Annotated in this window: 15 protein-coding genes; 1 reads left to right on the top strand and 14 read right to left on the bottom strand. The window is 72.5% G+C overall.

What is annotated here, in order from left to right; all coding sequences use genetic code 11:
• Positions 1–8 precede the first annotated feature (8 nt).
• The 5 genes from IEZ31_RS37705 to IEZ31_RS37685 all read right to left on the bottom strand — a co-directional run bounded on the left by IEZ31_RS37705 (position 9) and on the right by IEZ31_RS37685 (position 4642).
• Positions 9–800: an IclR family transcriptional regulator gene (locus tag IEZ31_RS37705; protein WP_190254884.1), complete on the bottom strand. Its 792-nt coding sequence runs from the start codon at positions 798–800 to the stop codon at positions 9–11.
• A gap of 119 nt (positions 801–919) precedes the next feature.
• The gene (locus tag IEZ31_RS37700) at positions 920–2083 is read right to left on the bottom strand and encodes an ABC transporter substrate-binding protein (RefSeq protein WP_190254883.1); all 1164 of its coding nucleotides are present in this window, start codon (positions 2081–2083) and stop codon (positions 920–922) included.
• 42 nt (positions 2084–2125) lie between these two features.
• On the bottom strand, positions 2126–2953 hold the full coding sequence (locus tag IEZ31_RS37695) for an ABC transporter permease (RefSeq protein WP_190254882.1): 828 nt from the start codon (positions 2951–2953) through the stop codon (positions 2126–2128).
• Positions 2953–3741: an ABC transporter ATP-binding protein gene (locus IEZ31_RS37690; protein WP_190254881.1), complete on the bottom strand. Its 789-nt coding sequence runs from the start codon at positions 3739–3741 to the stop codon at positions 2953–2955. Before IEZ31_RS37690 ends, IEZ31_RS37695 begins: the two co-directional genes overlap by 1 nt.
• A gap of 49 nt (positions 3742–3790) precedes the next feature.
• Positions 3791–4642 carry an ABC transporter permease gene (locus tag IEZ31_RS37685; protein ID WP_190254880.1) on the bottom strand — a complete coding sequence of 284 codons (852 nt, stop codon included), beginning with the start codon at positions 4640–4642 and terminating at the stop codon, positions 3791–3793.
• Between the two features lie 601 nt (positions 4643–5243).
• Here IEZ31_RS37685 and IEZ31_RS37680 point away from each other — a divergent pair.
• Positions 5244–5447, top strand: coding sequence for a hypothetical protein (locus tag IEZ31_RS37680; RefSeq protein WP_190254879.1), 204 nt, complete (start codon positions 5244–5246; stop codon positions 5445–5447).
• A gap of 49 nt (positions 5448–5496) precedes the next feature.
• Here IEZ31_RS37680 and IEZ31_RS37675 read toward each other — a convergent pair whose 3' ends face one another.
• The 9 genes from IEZ31_RS37675 to IEZ31_RS58340 form a co-directional block, all read right to left on the bottom strand.
• Positions 5497–6834, bottom strand: a complete 1338-nt coding sequence (locus IEZ31_RS37675) for a hypothetical protein (protein WP_190254878.1) — start codon at positions 6832–6834, stop codon at positions 5497–5499.
• A gap of 4 nt (positions 6835–6838) precedes the next feature.
• Entirely contained in the window at positions 6839–7636 is a 798-nt protein-coding gene (locus IEZ31_RS37670) for a helix-turn-helix domain-containing protein (RefSeq protein ID WP_190254877.1), read from the bottom strand.
• Positions 7637–7686: 50 nt separating this feature from the next.
• Positions 7687–8133 (bottom strand): hypothetical protein, encoded by a 447-nt coding sequence (locus tag IEZ31_RS37665; protein WP_190254876.1) that lies wholly within the window; start codon positions 8131–8133, stop codon positions 7687–7689.
• Positions 8134–8212: 79 nt separating this feature from the next.
• On the bottom strand, positions 8213–8848 hold the full coding sequence (locus IEZ31_RS37660) for an NAD(P)H-dependent oxidoreductase (protein ID WP_190254875.1): 636 nt from the start codon (positions 8846–8848) through the stop codon (positions 8213–8215).
• Positions 8849–8852: 4 nt separating this feature from the next.
• On the bottom strand, positions 8853–10031 hold the full coding sequence (locus IEZ31_RS37655; RefSeq protein ID WP_190254874.1) for a cupin domain-containing protein: 1179 nt from the start codon (positions 10029–10031) through the stop codon (positions 8853–8855).
• Between the two features lie 300 nt (positions 10032–10331).
• On the bottom strand, positions 10332–11618 hold the full coding sequence (locus IEZ31_RS37650) for an NAD(P)/FAD-dependent oxidoreductase (protein ID WP_190254873.1): 1287 nt from the start codon (positions 11616–11618) through the stop codon (positions 10332–10334).
• Positions 11619–11655: 37 nt separating this feature from the next.
• A complete protein-coding gene (locus IEZ31_RS37645; RefSeq protein ID WP_190254872.1) occupies positions 11656–12105 on the bottom strand; it encodes a TraR/DksA family transcriptional regulator in 450 nt (149 codons plus the stop codon).
• Between the two features lie 50 nt (positions 12106–12155).
• Positions 12156–12974: a rod shape-determining protein gene (locus tag IEZ31_RS37640; protein ID WP_190254871.1), complete on the bottom strand. Its 819-nt coding sequence runs from the start codon at positions 12972–12974 to the stop codon at positions 12156–12158.
• 488 nt (positions 12975–13462) lie between these two features.
• Complete coding sequence (locus IEZ31_RS58340) at positions 13463–13561, bottom strand: RICIN domain-containing protein (protein ID WP_268241725.1); 99 nt, start codon at positions 13559–13561, stop codon at positions 13463–13465.

Raw genomic sequence — 13561 nt, 5'->3', positions numbered from 1 at the left:
GCCGGCGCTCAGCGCCGGCCGAGCCCACTGGGCAGGTCGATATCGGTGTTGCTGAGCAGCTCGCTGAGTTGCCGCGCGGCCTTCATGACCGACTCCGCCACCTCGTCGATGCGACCGCGGGTGAGCCGGTAGGTGGGGCCGCCGATCCAGACGGCATACGGCGTCGTGCCGCGGATCTGCACGGGTGCAGCCACGGAGGCCGCGCCGACCTCGAGCTCGTCGTAGGCGAAGGCGAACCCCCGGGCCCGGACCGCGGCCAGCGAGCCCATGAACGAGTCCAGGTCGCCCACCTCCTGCGGGGCGTGGGCGGCGAACTCCTCGGCGAAGTCGTCGCGGACCTGCTTCGGGTCGAGCGCCGCCAGCAGCACCTTGCCGGTGGACGTCGCCCACACCGGCTGGGTCCGGGGCACCGGCTTGAGCGTCTGGCCGATGAGCGACGGTCCCGGCACCTGCGCCACGACCATCACCTTCGGCGCCAGCAGGACGTCGAAGCCCGCCGTCTCCCGCGTCTCCCCGGCCAGGCCCCGCAGGACCTCCCGCATGTGCCCGTACGCACCGCCCCCGTCGAGCAGGCCGCCCACGATGGACAGCAGCCCGAGCGACACCCGGTACCGCCGCGTCACCGGATCGAGCGTCAACCAGCTCTCGCGCTCGAGCACCGTCAGCACCCGGTAGCAGGTCGCCTTCGGGATGCCCGCCTCGCGGGCGACCTCGCTCAGGCCGACGCCTTCGGGATGGGCCGCCACCGCTCGCAGCAGCCAGATGGTGCGCCGGACCAGCCCTGCCTCACCAGACGCCATCGAGTTCCTCCGTATTCCGCGTGCCATCGTCGGCGGCAACTATTCTGCCGCCATCCTGGCAGGCTCTGCCTTCACCGGGATGCCGGACGAGCCCGCGGGCCGCCCGGCACCCCGATCGCCTACTTCCCGCCTTCGGTGATGGTCACCGATTCCGGCTTGTAGGAGCTGCCGATGACGTCCACGCCCGAGGACTTGAGCTCTTCTCGCGCGCGGTCGGACAGGTCGGTGCGGTACGCGTCGCTGTCCGGCTTCTGCTTGAGCACACCGGCCTTGACGGCGATGTCGATCGTCTGGTCCCAGGCGGCCTGGTCCATCGCCCCGACGCCCTTCGGCGAGGGCCAGACCAGCTTGTTGACCTCGCTGAGCATCCAGGTCTGGTGCCCCGTGCCCAGCGCGCTGCCGTGCGCCAGCACCGTGTCGACGCAGCCCTTGAGGTCGTCGCGGCAGTAGCCCCAGCCACGGTACGTCGCCTTGAGGAACTTCACGGCGGTCTCCTGGTTGGCCTGGTCCTTCAGCCAGTCGCCACGGCTGTAGATGCCGTCCTCGAGGCTGGTGTACCCGGCGTCCTGCAGGCTGATCGCGGTGAAGTCGGACGGCTGGTACAGCTGTCCGGTCTTCGGGTTCTTGGTCTCCAGCAGCTGGGCGTACTCGTTGTAGGTCTTCGCCTGCGCGGCGTCGACCTCGCGCTTGAGCAGCAGGGACATGTCGAACGGCTGCTGGATGATCTGCGTGTCCTTGGTCGGGTCGACGCCGGCACCGCGCATCGCCGCGTACAGCACGAGCTCGTTGCCATAGCCCCAGCTGCCGACCTTCTTACCCTTGAGATCGGCGAGCGTCTTGATGCCGGAGTCGGCCCAGGCGACCTGCAGGTACGCGCCGCGCTGGAAGACCTGGCCGATGTTGACCAGGTCGGCGCCCTGCTCCCTGGTGACCATCGTCTTGGTGACGTGGCTGACGGCGAACTCGGCGTTGCCGGACGACAGGACCTGCTGGGGGACGATGTTCACGCCCCCTTCCTGGATGGTGACGTCCAGGCACTCCGCGTCGTAGAACCCCTTGTCCTTCGCCGCGTAGTAGCCGGCGAACTGGGCCTGGGCGACCCACTGGAGCACGACCCGGACCTTGGTCTTCGACTTGCAGTCCTTGCCGGCGTCGGACGCGGCCTGCGTCCCCGTGTCGGACATGCCGCCACAGCCGGACGCGAGCAGCGCGGTGGCCGTGAGGACGCTCAGCGCGGACCCGACGCGGCCCGGCCGCGTGGATAACCGTCTACGAAGGAACATGCTGACTCCATGAGTGTTGAGGGCACGACGACGGGCCATGGCCTACGGGTTCTCGTCGTGCAACGAGGCATGCCAGGGCATGAGGAGCCGTTCCAGAAGGGACACGACACCGAACATGGCCAGGCCGAGGGCGCTCGCCACGAGGATCCCGGCCCAGGCGTACTCGAACCGGGGCAGTGCGGCCTGATAGGCGATGTAGACGCCGAGCGCGTTGCTCGGCCCGCCGAAGTACTCGGTCACGATCACGCCGATCACGGCGAGTGTGGAGCCGAGCTTCAGCGCGTTGAACAGGAAGGGCAGCGCGTTGGGCAGCCGCAGCATCAACGCCACGTGTCGTGGCTTGGCCGCCAGCGACTGCATGAGCTCCAGGTGCAGGGGTGAGACCTGGAGCAATCCCCGGGTCGTGTTGACCAGGACGGGGAAGAACACCATCACGGCGGCGACGCCGGCCTTGGAGACCAGGCTGGTGACACCGAACCAGTTGTTGAAGATCGGCGCCAGGGCCACGATCGGGGCGCAGTTGACGATGACGGCGACCGTGAGCACGGGACTGGACACGCTCGGGAAGCGGCTCAGCACCAGGGCCACGACGACGCCCCACAGCACGCCCATGAGCAGGCCGAGCAGCACCGCCTGAACGGTGATCCGCGAGGCCGACATGATCGTGGTGAACTGGCTGACGAACGCGGACAGGACCTCGCTCGGCGCCGGGACGATGAACGACGGCACGTCGAACACGACCACGGCGAGCTGCCACACGCCGAGGATCACCACGGCGGTGACGGCGACCGGGAGGTACCGGCCGAGGTGGGTCCGCAGCCTGGTCCCGGCCCCGGGCGACCGCAGCTGCGCGGCCTGGGTCACGCTCATCAGGCGGCCTGCTCGGCGGGTGCGCCGTGCAGCGCCGCGCGGACCTCGGTCACCTTGGCGAAGAACTCCTCGGTGGTGCGGGTCGCCGCGGTCCGCGGGTACGGCAGGTCCACGTCGATGCTGGCGGCGATCCGGCCCGGGCGGGCCGTCATCACGACGATCCGCGAGGACAGGAAGACGGCCTCGGAGATGCTGTGCGTGACGAACACGACCGTGGTCCGGGTGTCCGCCCAGATCCGCAGCAGCTCGCCCTGCAGCCGCTCCCGGTTCATCTCGTCCAGCGCGCCCAGCGGCTCGTCCATGAACAGGATCTCGGGATCGGCGGACAGCGCGCGGGCGATCGCCACCCGCTGCTGCATGCCGCCGGACAGCTGCCACGGGAAGTGCTTGGCGAACTCGGCCAGCCGGACGAGCTCCAGCATCTCGTGGGCCTTGGCCCGCCGCGTCTGCTTGTCGGCGCCGGCGACCTGCAGCGGCAGCTCCACGTTGCGCTGCACGCTTCGCCAGTCGAACAGGCCGGCCTGCTGGAAGACCATCCCGTAGTCGCGGTCGGTCCGGGCCGCCCGGGGCGACTTGCCGTTGAGCGTGACCGTGCCGCTGGACGGCTCGGTCAGGTCGGCCAGCACGCGCAGCAGCGTGCTCTTGCCGCAACCGCTCGGGCCCAGCAGCGACACGAACTCGCCGCGGGCGATCGACAGGTCGATGTCCTGCAGCGCGGTCACCGAGCGCTTGCCGCTGTTGAACTCCTTGTTGACTCCGCGCACTGAGATGATGGCGGGCTCAGACATCAGCGCCTCCCGGCAGGTGGTGAACAGGCATGTGTTGACGGGGACGGGCTCACCGCGCGTGGCGATGCCGGAGCGCGAATCGCTCGATCAGCCCCAGCAGCTGCACGAACACGATGCCGGCGACCGCGGAGACCAGGACGGCCGCGTACAACTTCTCCGGCCCGTTCGAGTAGTAGTAGGCGAAGGTGAGGATCGACCGCCCGATGCCACGACCGGTTCCGGCGGACAGCTCACCGACGATGGCGCCCACGACGCTCGCCGTGGCGGCCAGCCGGAGGCCGGCGAACACGAACGGCAGGGCCGCCGGGATGCGCAGCCACCACAGCACCTGCCGGCGCTTGGCGCCGACGCTGTGCATGAGCTCCAGGTGCACCTTCTGCGGTGACTTCAACCCGCGCAGCGTGTTGATCGTGACCGGGAAGAACGCGAGGTAGGCGGCGATGCCGGTCACGGCGATCCAGGGCGGGGCACCGGCCTTGCCGCCCCAGATCACGATCATCGGCGCGATCGCCACCAGCGGCACCGTCTGCGACGCCACCAGCCAGGGCATCAGGCCCTTGCTGACCGGGACCACGTTCAGGAACACGACCGCCAGCAGCAGGCCGAGCACGGATCCGGCGACGAGCCCGTAGAGGGCCTCACGCAGCGTCACGGTGGTCTCGCCGATCAGGTATGCGCCCAGCGACATCGGGTCGCCCCGCCGGGCGGGTTCGACCAGCGAGCGCAGGATCGTCGAGAGGTGGGGCATCGACAGATCGTCGGTGGCCACCGGAAAGCCGATCGTGGTTCCGGGCACGACGTCGCCGACGCTCTGGCCCAGCGCCTTGTACCCCTCCCAGAGGCCGGCCAGCACCGCGACGACACCGATCGCGCCGACGGTGTTGATGGCATGTTTCTTCACGTCAGGTCCGCGGAGGGACCGGCCCTGCGTCACCCGTTCCGTGCGCTTGGCGCGACCCGTCTCGGCCGGTGTCGGCGGCGGAACGATCTTTGTCGCGGTCATGTGCAGGCACTCTCCGAAGCCTCTCGGGAGCCGTCGTCCGGCGGTGGGATTCACTGAGTGAACCGTTGGATCGGATCACTCAGTGAACTGGTGGTTCACGATAGAGCGGTGACTCAGGCCACGTCAATGGATCTGCGAAGCCGGATGTCGGGGGCTCCGGCACCCCACCAAAACGCGGATGACCTGGGGATTTCCGGCTGTTGCCGGCGTGTTTCGGGTCAGCCGTCCGGCCAACCGGGCCTCGGCCGATGGTGCCCGGCCGAACGGCCGTTCATCCGGCGACCGGGGGCAGCGCCGCGCGGACCGCATCAACAAGAGCGGTGAGATCCGTTATGTCCTGGTAGCTCGTGATGTTCCATATGCGCCTTTTCCCGGCCCGCCGGGTCGAGAGTGTCTCGGCGCTGCGTGCCGTTGGCGGTTCTTCGTAGCGCGCGACTCGTGCAACCGAACTGCACGCCGCCGTTGAGCGAGGCCTCCGACGCTGCCGGTACGCGAACTCATGGAGGAGACCAACATGGTGCATGCGAGACGGCTCGCCGTCGCGGCGCTGGTCGCGCTGTCGTTGTCGGCGGCGGCCGGCGGTTCCGTGTATGCCAGCGATCCGAAACACGAAACCAGCGGCGATCCGAATCCCAAGGTGCGAGCCCTCACCAACGGTGACCCGCACGGCGGAAGCGGCGGTGGCGGCGACCCCGTCGGCTAAGGCGGCGTCCACCGACGTTGGTCGGAGGGAGAGGTGTCCCGGTCGTGCGCTAGCCGCGGCCCTTCGGCGGCCGGTCCAGGACGGCCAGCGCGGTCGCGCCGACCCGCAACGCGGACTCGAGCGCGGCCAGCACGTCCCGGGGCGGGTCGGGCACGGCCCGCGGGCGGACCTCCGCGAACAGCTCGGCCCTGCCGCCCAGCAGGGCTTCGAGATCGCGCGCCGTCACCGAGAAGTCGAGCCCGTTGGTCGCGTCGTAGGTGCGGGTGGCGCGCACGCGGTCGTCCGGGTCGAGCACGGAGGCCTCGACCCGCAGGATCCTCCGCTCGCCGCCCTCGTAGACCTCGGCCGATCCGTGGCTCCAGTGCCGCAGCACCGCGGTCGGGGGCGTCAGCTCGGCCATGCCGGGTGCGGCGCTCATCGGCTCGGCGTGGCACTCCTGCGGCCGCAGCTGCGTCTCGAATGCGGCGCGCGGCTCCCCGGGCGCGGCCGTGGACCCCAGCGTGACCCGCAACCGCACCCGTTCGCGCGTGCGGTTGGTGAGCTCCAGCGCCGTGTCGGTGAGCCGGAGGTGGATGACGTCCGAGGCCCGCACGGCCGGCGGAGCGACGGATGGCGCCGGCGGGGCGGGCCGGGCGGCCGGGGCGCTCTGCCCGACCCCGGCCGCGAGCTCGATGAGCGCGGCGACCTGTCGCGCCACCTCGGCGCCGTGGCGGGCGTGCACGGCGTCGAACACGAGCACGACGTCGGCGTCGGGGTGGGCGGCGACGACCGCGGGCGCCTCGGCCGATCCGGGCGGGACCGCCATGACGATGACCGCGGGCCGGGCGGAGAGCGTGTGCAGGGACCGCTCCGGGCGGGGCTCGGCGCGCTCCCGCCACTGCACCACGGCGGCGCGCAGGCCCGCGCGGGCCGGGATGCCGGGCTGCGCGGCCGAGGCCGCAGCGCCGCGTCCGTTGACGTGCTCGACCCGGCGCCCGCTCGCCGCGGCCAGCGCCGCGCCGACGTACAGCTCGTGTGCCGAGACCGCCCCGCCGGGGGAGAGCACGGCCACCGGTCCGTGCCGGGGTGCCGCGGTGGCCGGGAGGACCACGACCGTGAGCGGCCGCGCGTCCGCCGACTCCGCGGATGCCTCCGTCGCCGCCGCCAGGCGGGTGGCACCGCCGGCCGGCCAGGCGCGCGCCTCCCGTCCGCCGCCGACGACGACGGCCAGCGCGTCGTGCGCGGCGCCGAACCGGATGGCGCCGGCCAGGTCGGGCAGCGCGCCCGCGCCCGGCTCGCCCTCCGCGGGAGCACCGTCGCCGGGGACCGAGATACCCAGGCCGTACAGCCGATCCCGGGCCGCGTCGTCGAGCCGGAACGGCGGGGCGAGGACCGCGGTCGTCCCCATCCCGTCAGGCCGATGCCGCTTGGCGGATGGCCTTCGGGGTACCGCCGGCCCGCCGCGCGAGCTGCGCCCGCAGGCGGGAGGCGGTGCCGAACCCCGACCGCTCGGCGACCTCGGCCACCGTCAGCGCACGATGCGCGGCCAGGAGGTCGCGGGCCGTGGCCAGCCTGCGCTCGGCCAGCATCGCCGCGACGCCGCCGTCGGGGGCGTGCCGGTGCAGCTGCCGCCGGGAGATCCCCAGCTCGCGGGCGACCTGCGCCACGTCCAGCCGGGAGTCCGTGTGGCGGGCCTCGATGAACGCCCGCAGCCGCGTCGCTGTCGTCGCCTCCGGTGGCGCCGTGCGGCTCGCGTCCGGGTGTTCGAGCACGATGCCGCGCAGCAGGCTCAGGAGCACGTCGTCGATGCCGAGCCCGAACCGGCGGCCGTCGTGGTCCAGGTCGCTCAGCAGGCCGGCCATCATCGAGCGCGACGCGCGCACGAGGGGGGTCTGGTCCAGGTTCGTCGCCGGCGCCAGCGCCGCGTTCGTCACCCGCGTCAGCGGCGCGGCGAGGGCCAGCGTGTGACCGCCCCGGGACTCCGATGGGACCGCCCGCGGATGCGTCACCAGCAGGGAGCGCGGCGGCCCGGCGCCGGGGTCCTCGGGGTCGCCGGGGTCGCCGGGGTCGCGCTCGTCGAGGCGATGGACGAGCAGCAGCCGCGGTTCGCGCGAGGGCCTGCCCAGCAGCCCGGCGATCGCGCCGAACCCGCCGGCCACGATGGAGCATTCGGCGTGGAGGCCCGCGCCGAGGCGATCGGAAGCACACACCAGCCCGCAGTACCCGCCTCGGACGGGTGCATGTCGCGCGGCCCTGAGGGTCACCCCTGGTCGAAGCGCACCCGGATCTTGACCAGGGCGGCGTGCACGCTCGTGCGGTCGGCCAGGTAGGCCGAGATGGCGTCGGCGTCGGCGCCACCCGGCAGGGGTGCGGTGCCGATCACCAGCACGATGTAACGCCGGCCGATCGCGTTGGTGGTCCAGTCGTCGGTGACCTGATGGCTGAGCCACACCCGGTCGGGCGTGCAGAGCTCGACCCGCATCGCCTTCAGCGACGCGTAGAGGGTGTCGGTGCCGATCGGCAGGATGTCCCCGCCGGCGTCCAGCCGCCGCAACCCGAGGTGCTCGATCGTGTCCGCGAACGTCCCGTCGTCCGGGGCGGCGCTCGGGTGGACCATGACGAAGGCCGTGGGCTCGCCGAAGGGGTTCGGCGCCGACCACGCCGTCACCCCGACGTCGAGCGTCGTCCCGGAACTCGGCTCGGTCACGCTTGGAACCTACCGATCCCCGCCGCCCGTCCGCCCGGGGCGGCGGGGCCTGCCCCCGGATCTCGCCCCGCAGCCGCGCTCAGGTGAGGGCTCCGGCGATGGTCGGCACCGTGCGGGTCCCGGTCCTGGCGTCCGCGGCCCGCAACGGGGCCAGCGCGTCGGTGACCGCGACCAGGCGGTGCAGGTGCCTGCGCAGCACGCCGGTGGTCTCCGCGGAGCCCGGCAGCCGGCCGTGCTCCAGGACGAAGCTCAGGCCGTACGGGTTGCCGTTGTGGACGTTGAGTCCCTCGTCGGCGGTGCCGGGGGCGACGATCACGCAGCCCCAGGCCGCGCCGACGGCGTTGAGCTCATCGACGACGCGCTCCTGGCCGGCGTGCGCGTAGCCGGACGTCGCCATCGCCGTGAACGTCTTGTTCAGGTGGGCGCCGGCGGCGGCGCTGTCGTGGTGCTGGTCGATGAAGGCCTTCATCGAGGCGGACAGCAGGCCGGTGTGCGAGGGCGAGCAGAACACGAACCCCTCGGCCCAGGTCAGATCGGCGCCGGTGGCGATCTGCGCGCCCTCGGCCGCGGCCTGCTCCTCGCCGGTCAGCGCGACCTCCCGGACGCGCCGGACCCGGACATCCGCGCCGGCGGCGCCGAGGGCGGCCTCGGCCAGGGCGGCGAGCTGTGCGTTGGCCCCGAAGAGGCTGGAGTAGACGAGCAGGATGCGCGCCATGGCCTCACCGCCGCGCCTTGGACCGGTCGTACCAGACGACCGGCGCCGGCGTGTCGTCCAGCGGCAGCGACTCGACGAACTGGGTGGTCACGTTGAGGTGATCGGCGACGACCTTGGCCGGGTTCGACGCCAGCCACTTGTTGGCGGAGATGTCGGAGTACTCCGGGTGCTTGAACACCTCGATGAAGATCAGCTTCTCGTCGCCGGTGTTCTGCACGTAGTGCCCGGCGACCAGCGGGACGATGCCCACGTCGCCGGCGGTGAAGTCGAAGGTCCGCGACAGGCCGTTGGAGTTGAAGACGGTCATCCGGGCCTTGCCCTGGATGTAGTACTGCCACTCCGCGGCCTTCGGGTGCCAGTGCAGCTCGCGCATGCCGCCCGGCTCGACCTCGACGATGGCCGCCGAGATGGTCTTCGCCGCCGGGAACCGGTTGACGTCGACGATCCGCACCCGCCCGGCCTCGGACTCGATCGGCTCGACGTCATCCATGTGGAGGGTGAACGGCGAGGGGACCCGGCCGTCCGGCACCGGCCGGTCGACCTCGGCGATGGGGCCCGGCAGGTCGGCCTGGAAGATGTACTTCTCGTGCTTCGGGAAGGTGCCGATCTCGGCCACCGACTTCTTCAGGTTGGCCGCCACGACGTCCTGGGGCGTGTGCGCGAACCAGTCCGACAGCAGGAACGTGAAGTTCTCGGAGAAGTCGGGGTCGCTGAACACCAGCAGGAACTCGACGCCGTCCGCCAGGCCCTGGATGGAGTGCGGCAGCCCCGCCTCGAAGTTCCAGATGTCGCCGGCCTTGACCTCGTCGATGAACGAGCGGCCGTGCTCGTCGATCGCCGTCAGGCGGCAGCTGCCGACGAGCACCAGCCCCCACTCGGCCTCCTTGTGCCAGTGCAGCTCGCGGTAGGCCCCAGGCTCCAGTGCCATGTTCACCCCGGCCAGGTCGAGCGACGCCGGGATCTCGCGGTTGGTCACCTCGCGGGCCCACCCTCCGCTCTCCAGGCGCTGGTGCGCGTCGGAGAAGGAGTACCGCAAGTTGGGGAACGTGCCGCTGTCGGTGGCCGGCGGGATGAAGACGTCCGGGTTCTCCTGGTCGCGGCGGATGTCCCGGGGGCCGAGGTCCAGCCATCCCTTGCCGTCGGACTCCCGGATCGGGTGAGGCGGGCTCTTGACCTGCGTCATGACGGGTGCCTCCTGAGCGTTCCGCGGTTGCCTGAGGCTCCACGGTAGGCACGCGACGGCGGCGCCCGGCCGGCATGACCCAAGTCCGATGCCGCGATGGCCCGGAACCGAGGTTCGCAGCCGGTCCGGACCGCCGGGCCAGGGTCGGCACGCCCATAGGACCCACCCTGTACCGGCAACGCCGGCGCCGTACTCGGCCCCGGACGTGTGGGCGCTGTGCCTGACGGCATCGGGCATCGTGGCCTGCGGGGTGCTGTTGCGCCGCGACATCGCGGCGCAACGCCGCCGAGGTGACGCGGGCTAACGCAGTGGGTCGAACGGGGCCAGCTCCGGTGGGGCCTCGCCCTTGAGGACCGTCTGGGCCATCAACTGCCCGGTGACCGGTCCCAGCGCGACGCCCCACATGCCGTGGCCGCCCGCGGCGAAGACCCGTGGGGCGGCGGTCACCCCGGCCAGCGGCAGGCCGTCCGGAGTGCACGGGCGGGAACCGACCCATTCGTCGCGCCGGTCGTCGAGATCCACCCCGCGCAGAAACGGCCGCACGGCATCGACGATGGCGCTGATCCGCCGCGGGTCCAGCGGGTCGGCGGGGCGGCGGAACTCCATCATCCCGGCCACGCGGAGCCGGTCGTCCAAGGGCGTGCACGCGACCCGCTGCGTCGGGAAGTACAACGGTCCGCCCGGCATCCGTTCGGCCGGGACGCTGAAGCTGTAGCCACGGCCGGCCTGCACCGGCTGCCGCACCCCGAGCCGGGTGGCCAGTTCACCGAACAACGCTCCGGTGGCGACCACGACCGCGTCGTGCCGCTCTTCCTGCCCGGACCGGCACACCACGCCGACACCACCGGGCCCCGGTCGCAGCCCGGTCACGTCGCCGCCCTCGACGATCCGCCCGCCGCGGGCACGTACCGCTTCGGCCAGGGAACGGACGAACCGCGGCGGGTTCAGGTAGCGCTGCCCGTAGATCTGGATGGCGGCACCCACCCGCTCGGTCAACACCGGCTCCAGGACCCGGGCCCGCAGCCCGGGCACCGGGTGGAAGCGCACGTCCTGACCGGTGGCGCGGATCTGCGCCAGCTCGGCCAGCAGCCCCCGCCGGTCCCGCTCCCGGGCGTAGCAGGCCAGGAAGGTGCCCGCCTCGGTCGTGGTCGCGGAGACACCGCCGGCGGCCAGCACGTCGAACGCCTCCAGCGACCGTTCGTTGAGCGGCACGTAGGCGGCCATGGCCCGGCGCCATTGCCGCGCGGTGCTGTGCGCCACGAACGACACCAGGAACCGCAGCAGGCTGCGGTCGGCGCGCAGCGGCAGGTACACCGGTGACCGGGCGCTGAGCACGGCCCGCAGCCCGTAGCGCAGCACCGCCGGCTCGGGCAGCGGCGCGGCCAGTCCCGGCGTCAGCCAGCCCGCGTTGCCCCAGGACGCGCCGGCGCCCACGCGGCTGCGCTCGTACACGGTGACGTGCACGCCGGCCTCCTGCAGGAACCATGCGGTGGACAGTCCGACCATCCCGGCGCCGATCACCGCCACGGTGTTCGGTGCCTTCTCCAGGAACGCGGGACCGTTGTGCCGGTCGGGTTGCGAAGACATGCCGCTCCTCTGTTGCGATACGTCCCGACGCAGCGGGTCAGCGCTGCGTGGGCGTATCTGGACGAATTGCCGGGTACCGCTCGTGGCGGATTGCGCGATGCCGGTGGTCGGACGGTGCCGGCGGCCGGGCGTCGCCGATGCATGCGGGGCAGCGGTCTGCTGCCGGGTGCCGCATCAGGTGGTCGATGGGAATGTCGTTCCCGCAGCCGGTACAGACGCCATAACCACCCAGTTCAAGCGCGCGCAGTGCGCGGTCGACGTCGTCGAGCCGACGCCACGTGACCGCGGCCAACGTCGACTGGTCGACGGTGCCGGCGTCGTGTTGCTGCGGCCGCGGTTGGTCGAGCAGGCGAAGCTGGGTGCGGTACCGGCCGCGATGCTCTTCCAGCAGTACCCGCAGGAACGCGAGCTCTCGCAGCCGGCCGGCGTCCCTCGCCGCGCAGGGTCTGCCGCCGCGGGCGATGCCCGGGCTGGTGTCGATGTCCATTCGGGTCTCCCGTCAGGCCGTCGGAAAGCGGGTGGGGACGCGCGCGCCGGTCAGGGCCGCATGGCGCTGCGACGCAGCGCGGCGAGGGCGGCCAGGCCCGCGCCGCGCACCGCGGCCAGATGCGGCGCGACGGGACGGCGCACCGGGGTGCCGGCGGCGCCGGCGACGCGAGCAGCCAGCCGCGGGCGGATCGCGCCGCCGCCGACGAGGAGCACGCCACCGCGCACCGCCGTGGCGATGGCCTGGCGGTGGCTGGACTGGAGCCGGACCAGGCCGATGAGATCGGCGACGGCGGCGACGACCGCTGCATCGGGGTCCGGTCCACCGTCGTGGTCGTGGAGTCCGACGTTGCGCCGCTGGGCCGCGACGATCACTCCGCCCGCGAGCACGGCGACCTCGGTCAGGTGGGCGCCCACATCGGCGATCAGCACCGGGCCGGGTGCCGCGCCGGCACCGATCGCCGCGGCGCGCAGCGTGTCGACGAAGAGCAGCCGGGCCGGCTCGAACACGGTCGTCAGCACCTCGCGCAGGGCCAGTTCCGCCCGTGCGTCGCTGCCCACGGGGCGACATGCCACGACCACGGCACCGGCGGGCAGCGGCCGTCGCTGGCCGGACAGGAGACCGGACAGCACCCGCTGCACCGGCTCGGGGTCGATGATCCGGCCCCGGGCGACCGGACCGGACCATGGCGCGGCGGCCGGCGCCGGATTGGCGGCCTGCACGGCACCGCGGCCGGACGCCCAGATCCGGATGTTGGCGCTGCCGAGGTCGACCCCCACGGCCGCGGGCTCGCGTGGCGTGGTCTCGCCGGGGCGTCGAGTGGCGTCCGGGCGTTCGAGGGCGGCGTTGTCGGTCGTTGTGGTGCGCACTGGTGCTCCTCTCGGGTACCCGGACGCGGTCCCATGACGGTGGTGGGGAAGCTGGCTGCCGGTCCGGGCACGGCAAGGGCGAGCCGCGGACAGCTGAGCGGTCGACGCGCCGGACCGACCCGGCCCCGGTCGCCGCGTGCGCTATCGGCGCGACGCTGGGCGGACGGGAGTCGACACGCCGATCCGGCCGGGCGGACCGCTCGGCACGGGGCGGGCTGCGACCGGGACGGCAGGTCGCCTGTCGTACAGCGCGCCGGTCGTCATCGCCACCACCCTTGCCAGCCGTGCCGGAGGCACTTCCAGCATCGGCCACCGCCCACCGAGGCGCACCAGCGCCGGTCGGCAACCTCCCACCGGCCCGATTGCCGATCAACGGCAAGGTCGCTGTCGTCGAGTCGCGCACCGCATGTCCTTCGGCGACGGTCCTGATCGCCCGGCGGACAGCCGGACGGCCGGTCCCGGACGCGGGACCGGCCGTCAGGGAGGTGCTACACCTGGGTGAACCGCCACTGCTGGTTGGTGCCGCCGTGGCAGGTCCACTGCAGCAGGCGGGCGCCGTCGGCGGTGGAGTTGCCGTTGACGTCGAT

This window comes from Dactylosporangium sucinum, assembly GCF_014647515.1.
Classification (GTDB): domain Bacteria; phylum Actinomycetota; class Actinomycetes; order Mycobacteriales; family Micromonosporaceae; genus Dactylosporangium; species Dactylosporangium sucinum.
Note: the sequence above shows the minus strand (reverse complement) of the source record. Positions and strands in the feature narration are given on the sequence as shown.

Bases quoted from the DNA above. Each gene is read 5' to 3' on its own strand.
- IEZ31_RS37705 (WP_190254884.1), bottom strand. From the start codon at position 800: ATGGCGTCTGGTGAGGCAGGGCTGGTCCGGCGCACCATCTGGCTGCTG.
- IEZ31_RS37695 (WP_190254882.1), bottom strand. From the start codon at position 2,953: ATGAGCGTGACCCAGGCCGCGCAGCTGCGGTCGCCCGGGGCCGGGACC.
- IEZ31_RS37650 (WP_190254873.1), bottom strand. From the start codon at position 11,618: ATGTCTTCGCAACCCGACCGGCACAACGGTCCCGCGTTCCTGGAGAAG.
- IEZ31_RS37675 (WP_190254878.1), bottom strand. From the start codon at position 6,834: ATGGGGACGACCGCGGTCCTCGCCCCGCCGTTCCGGCTCGACGACGCG.
- IEZ31_RS37700 (WP_190254883.1), bottom strand. From the start codon at position 2,083: ATGTTCCTTCGTAGACGGTTATCCACGCGGCCGGGCCGCGTCGGGTCC.
- IEZ31_RS37680 (WP_190254879.1), top strand. From the start codon at position 5,244: ATGGAGGAGACCAACATGGTGCATGCGAGACGGCTCGCCGTCGCGGCG.
- IEZ31_RS37660 (WP_190254875.1), bottom strand. From the start codon at position 8,848: ATGGCGCGCATCCTGCTCGTCTACTCCAGCCTCTTCGGGGCCAACGCA.
- IEZ31_RS37645 (WP_190254872.1), bottom strand. From the start codon at position 12,105: ATGGACATCGACACCAGCCCGGGCATCGCCCGCGGCGGCAGACCCTGC.
- IEZ31_RS37655 (WP_190254874.1), bottom strand. From the start codon at position 10,031: ATGACGCAGGTCAAGAGCCCGCCTCACCCGATCCGGGAGTCCGACGGC.
- IEZ31_RS37690 (WP_190254881.1), bottom strand. From the start codon at position 3,741: ATGTCTGAGCCCGCCATCATCTCAGTGCGCGGAGTCAACAAGGAGTTC.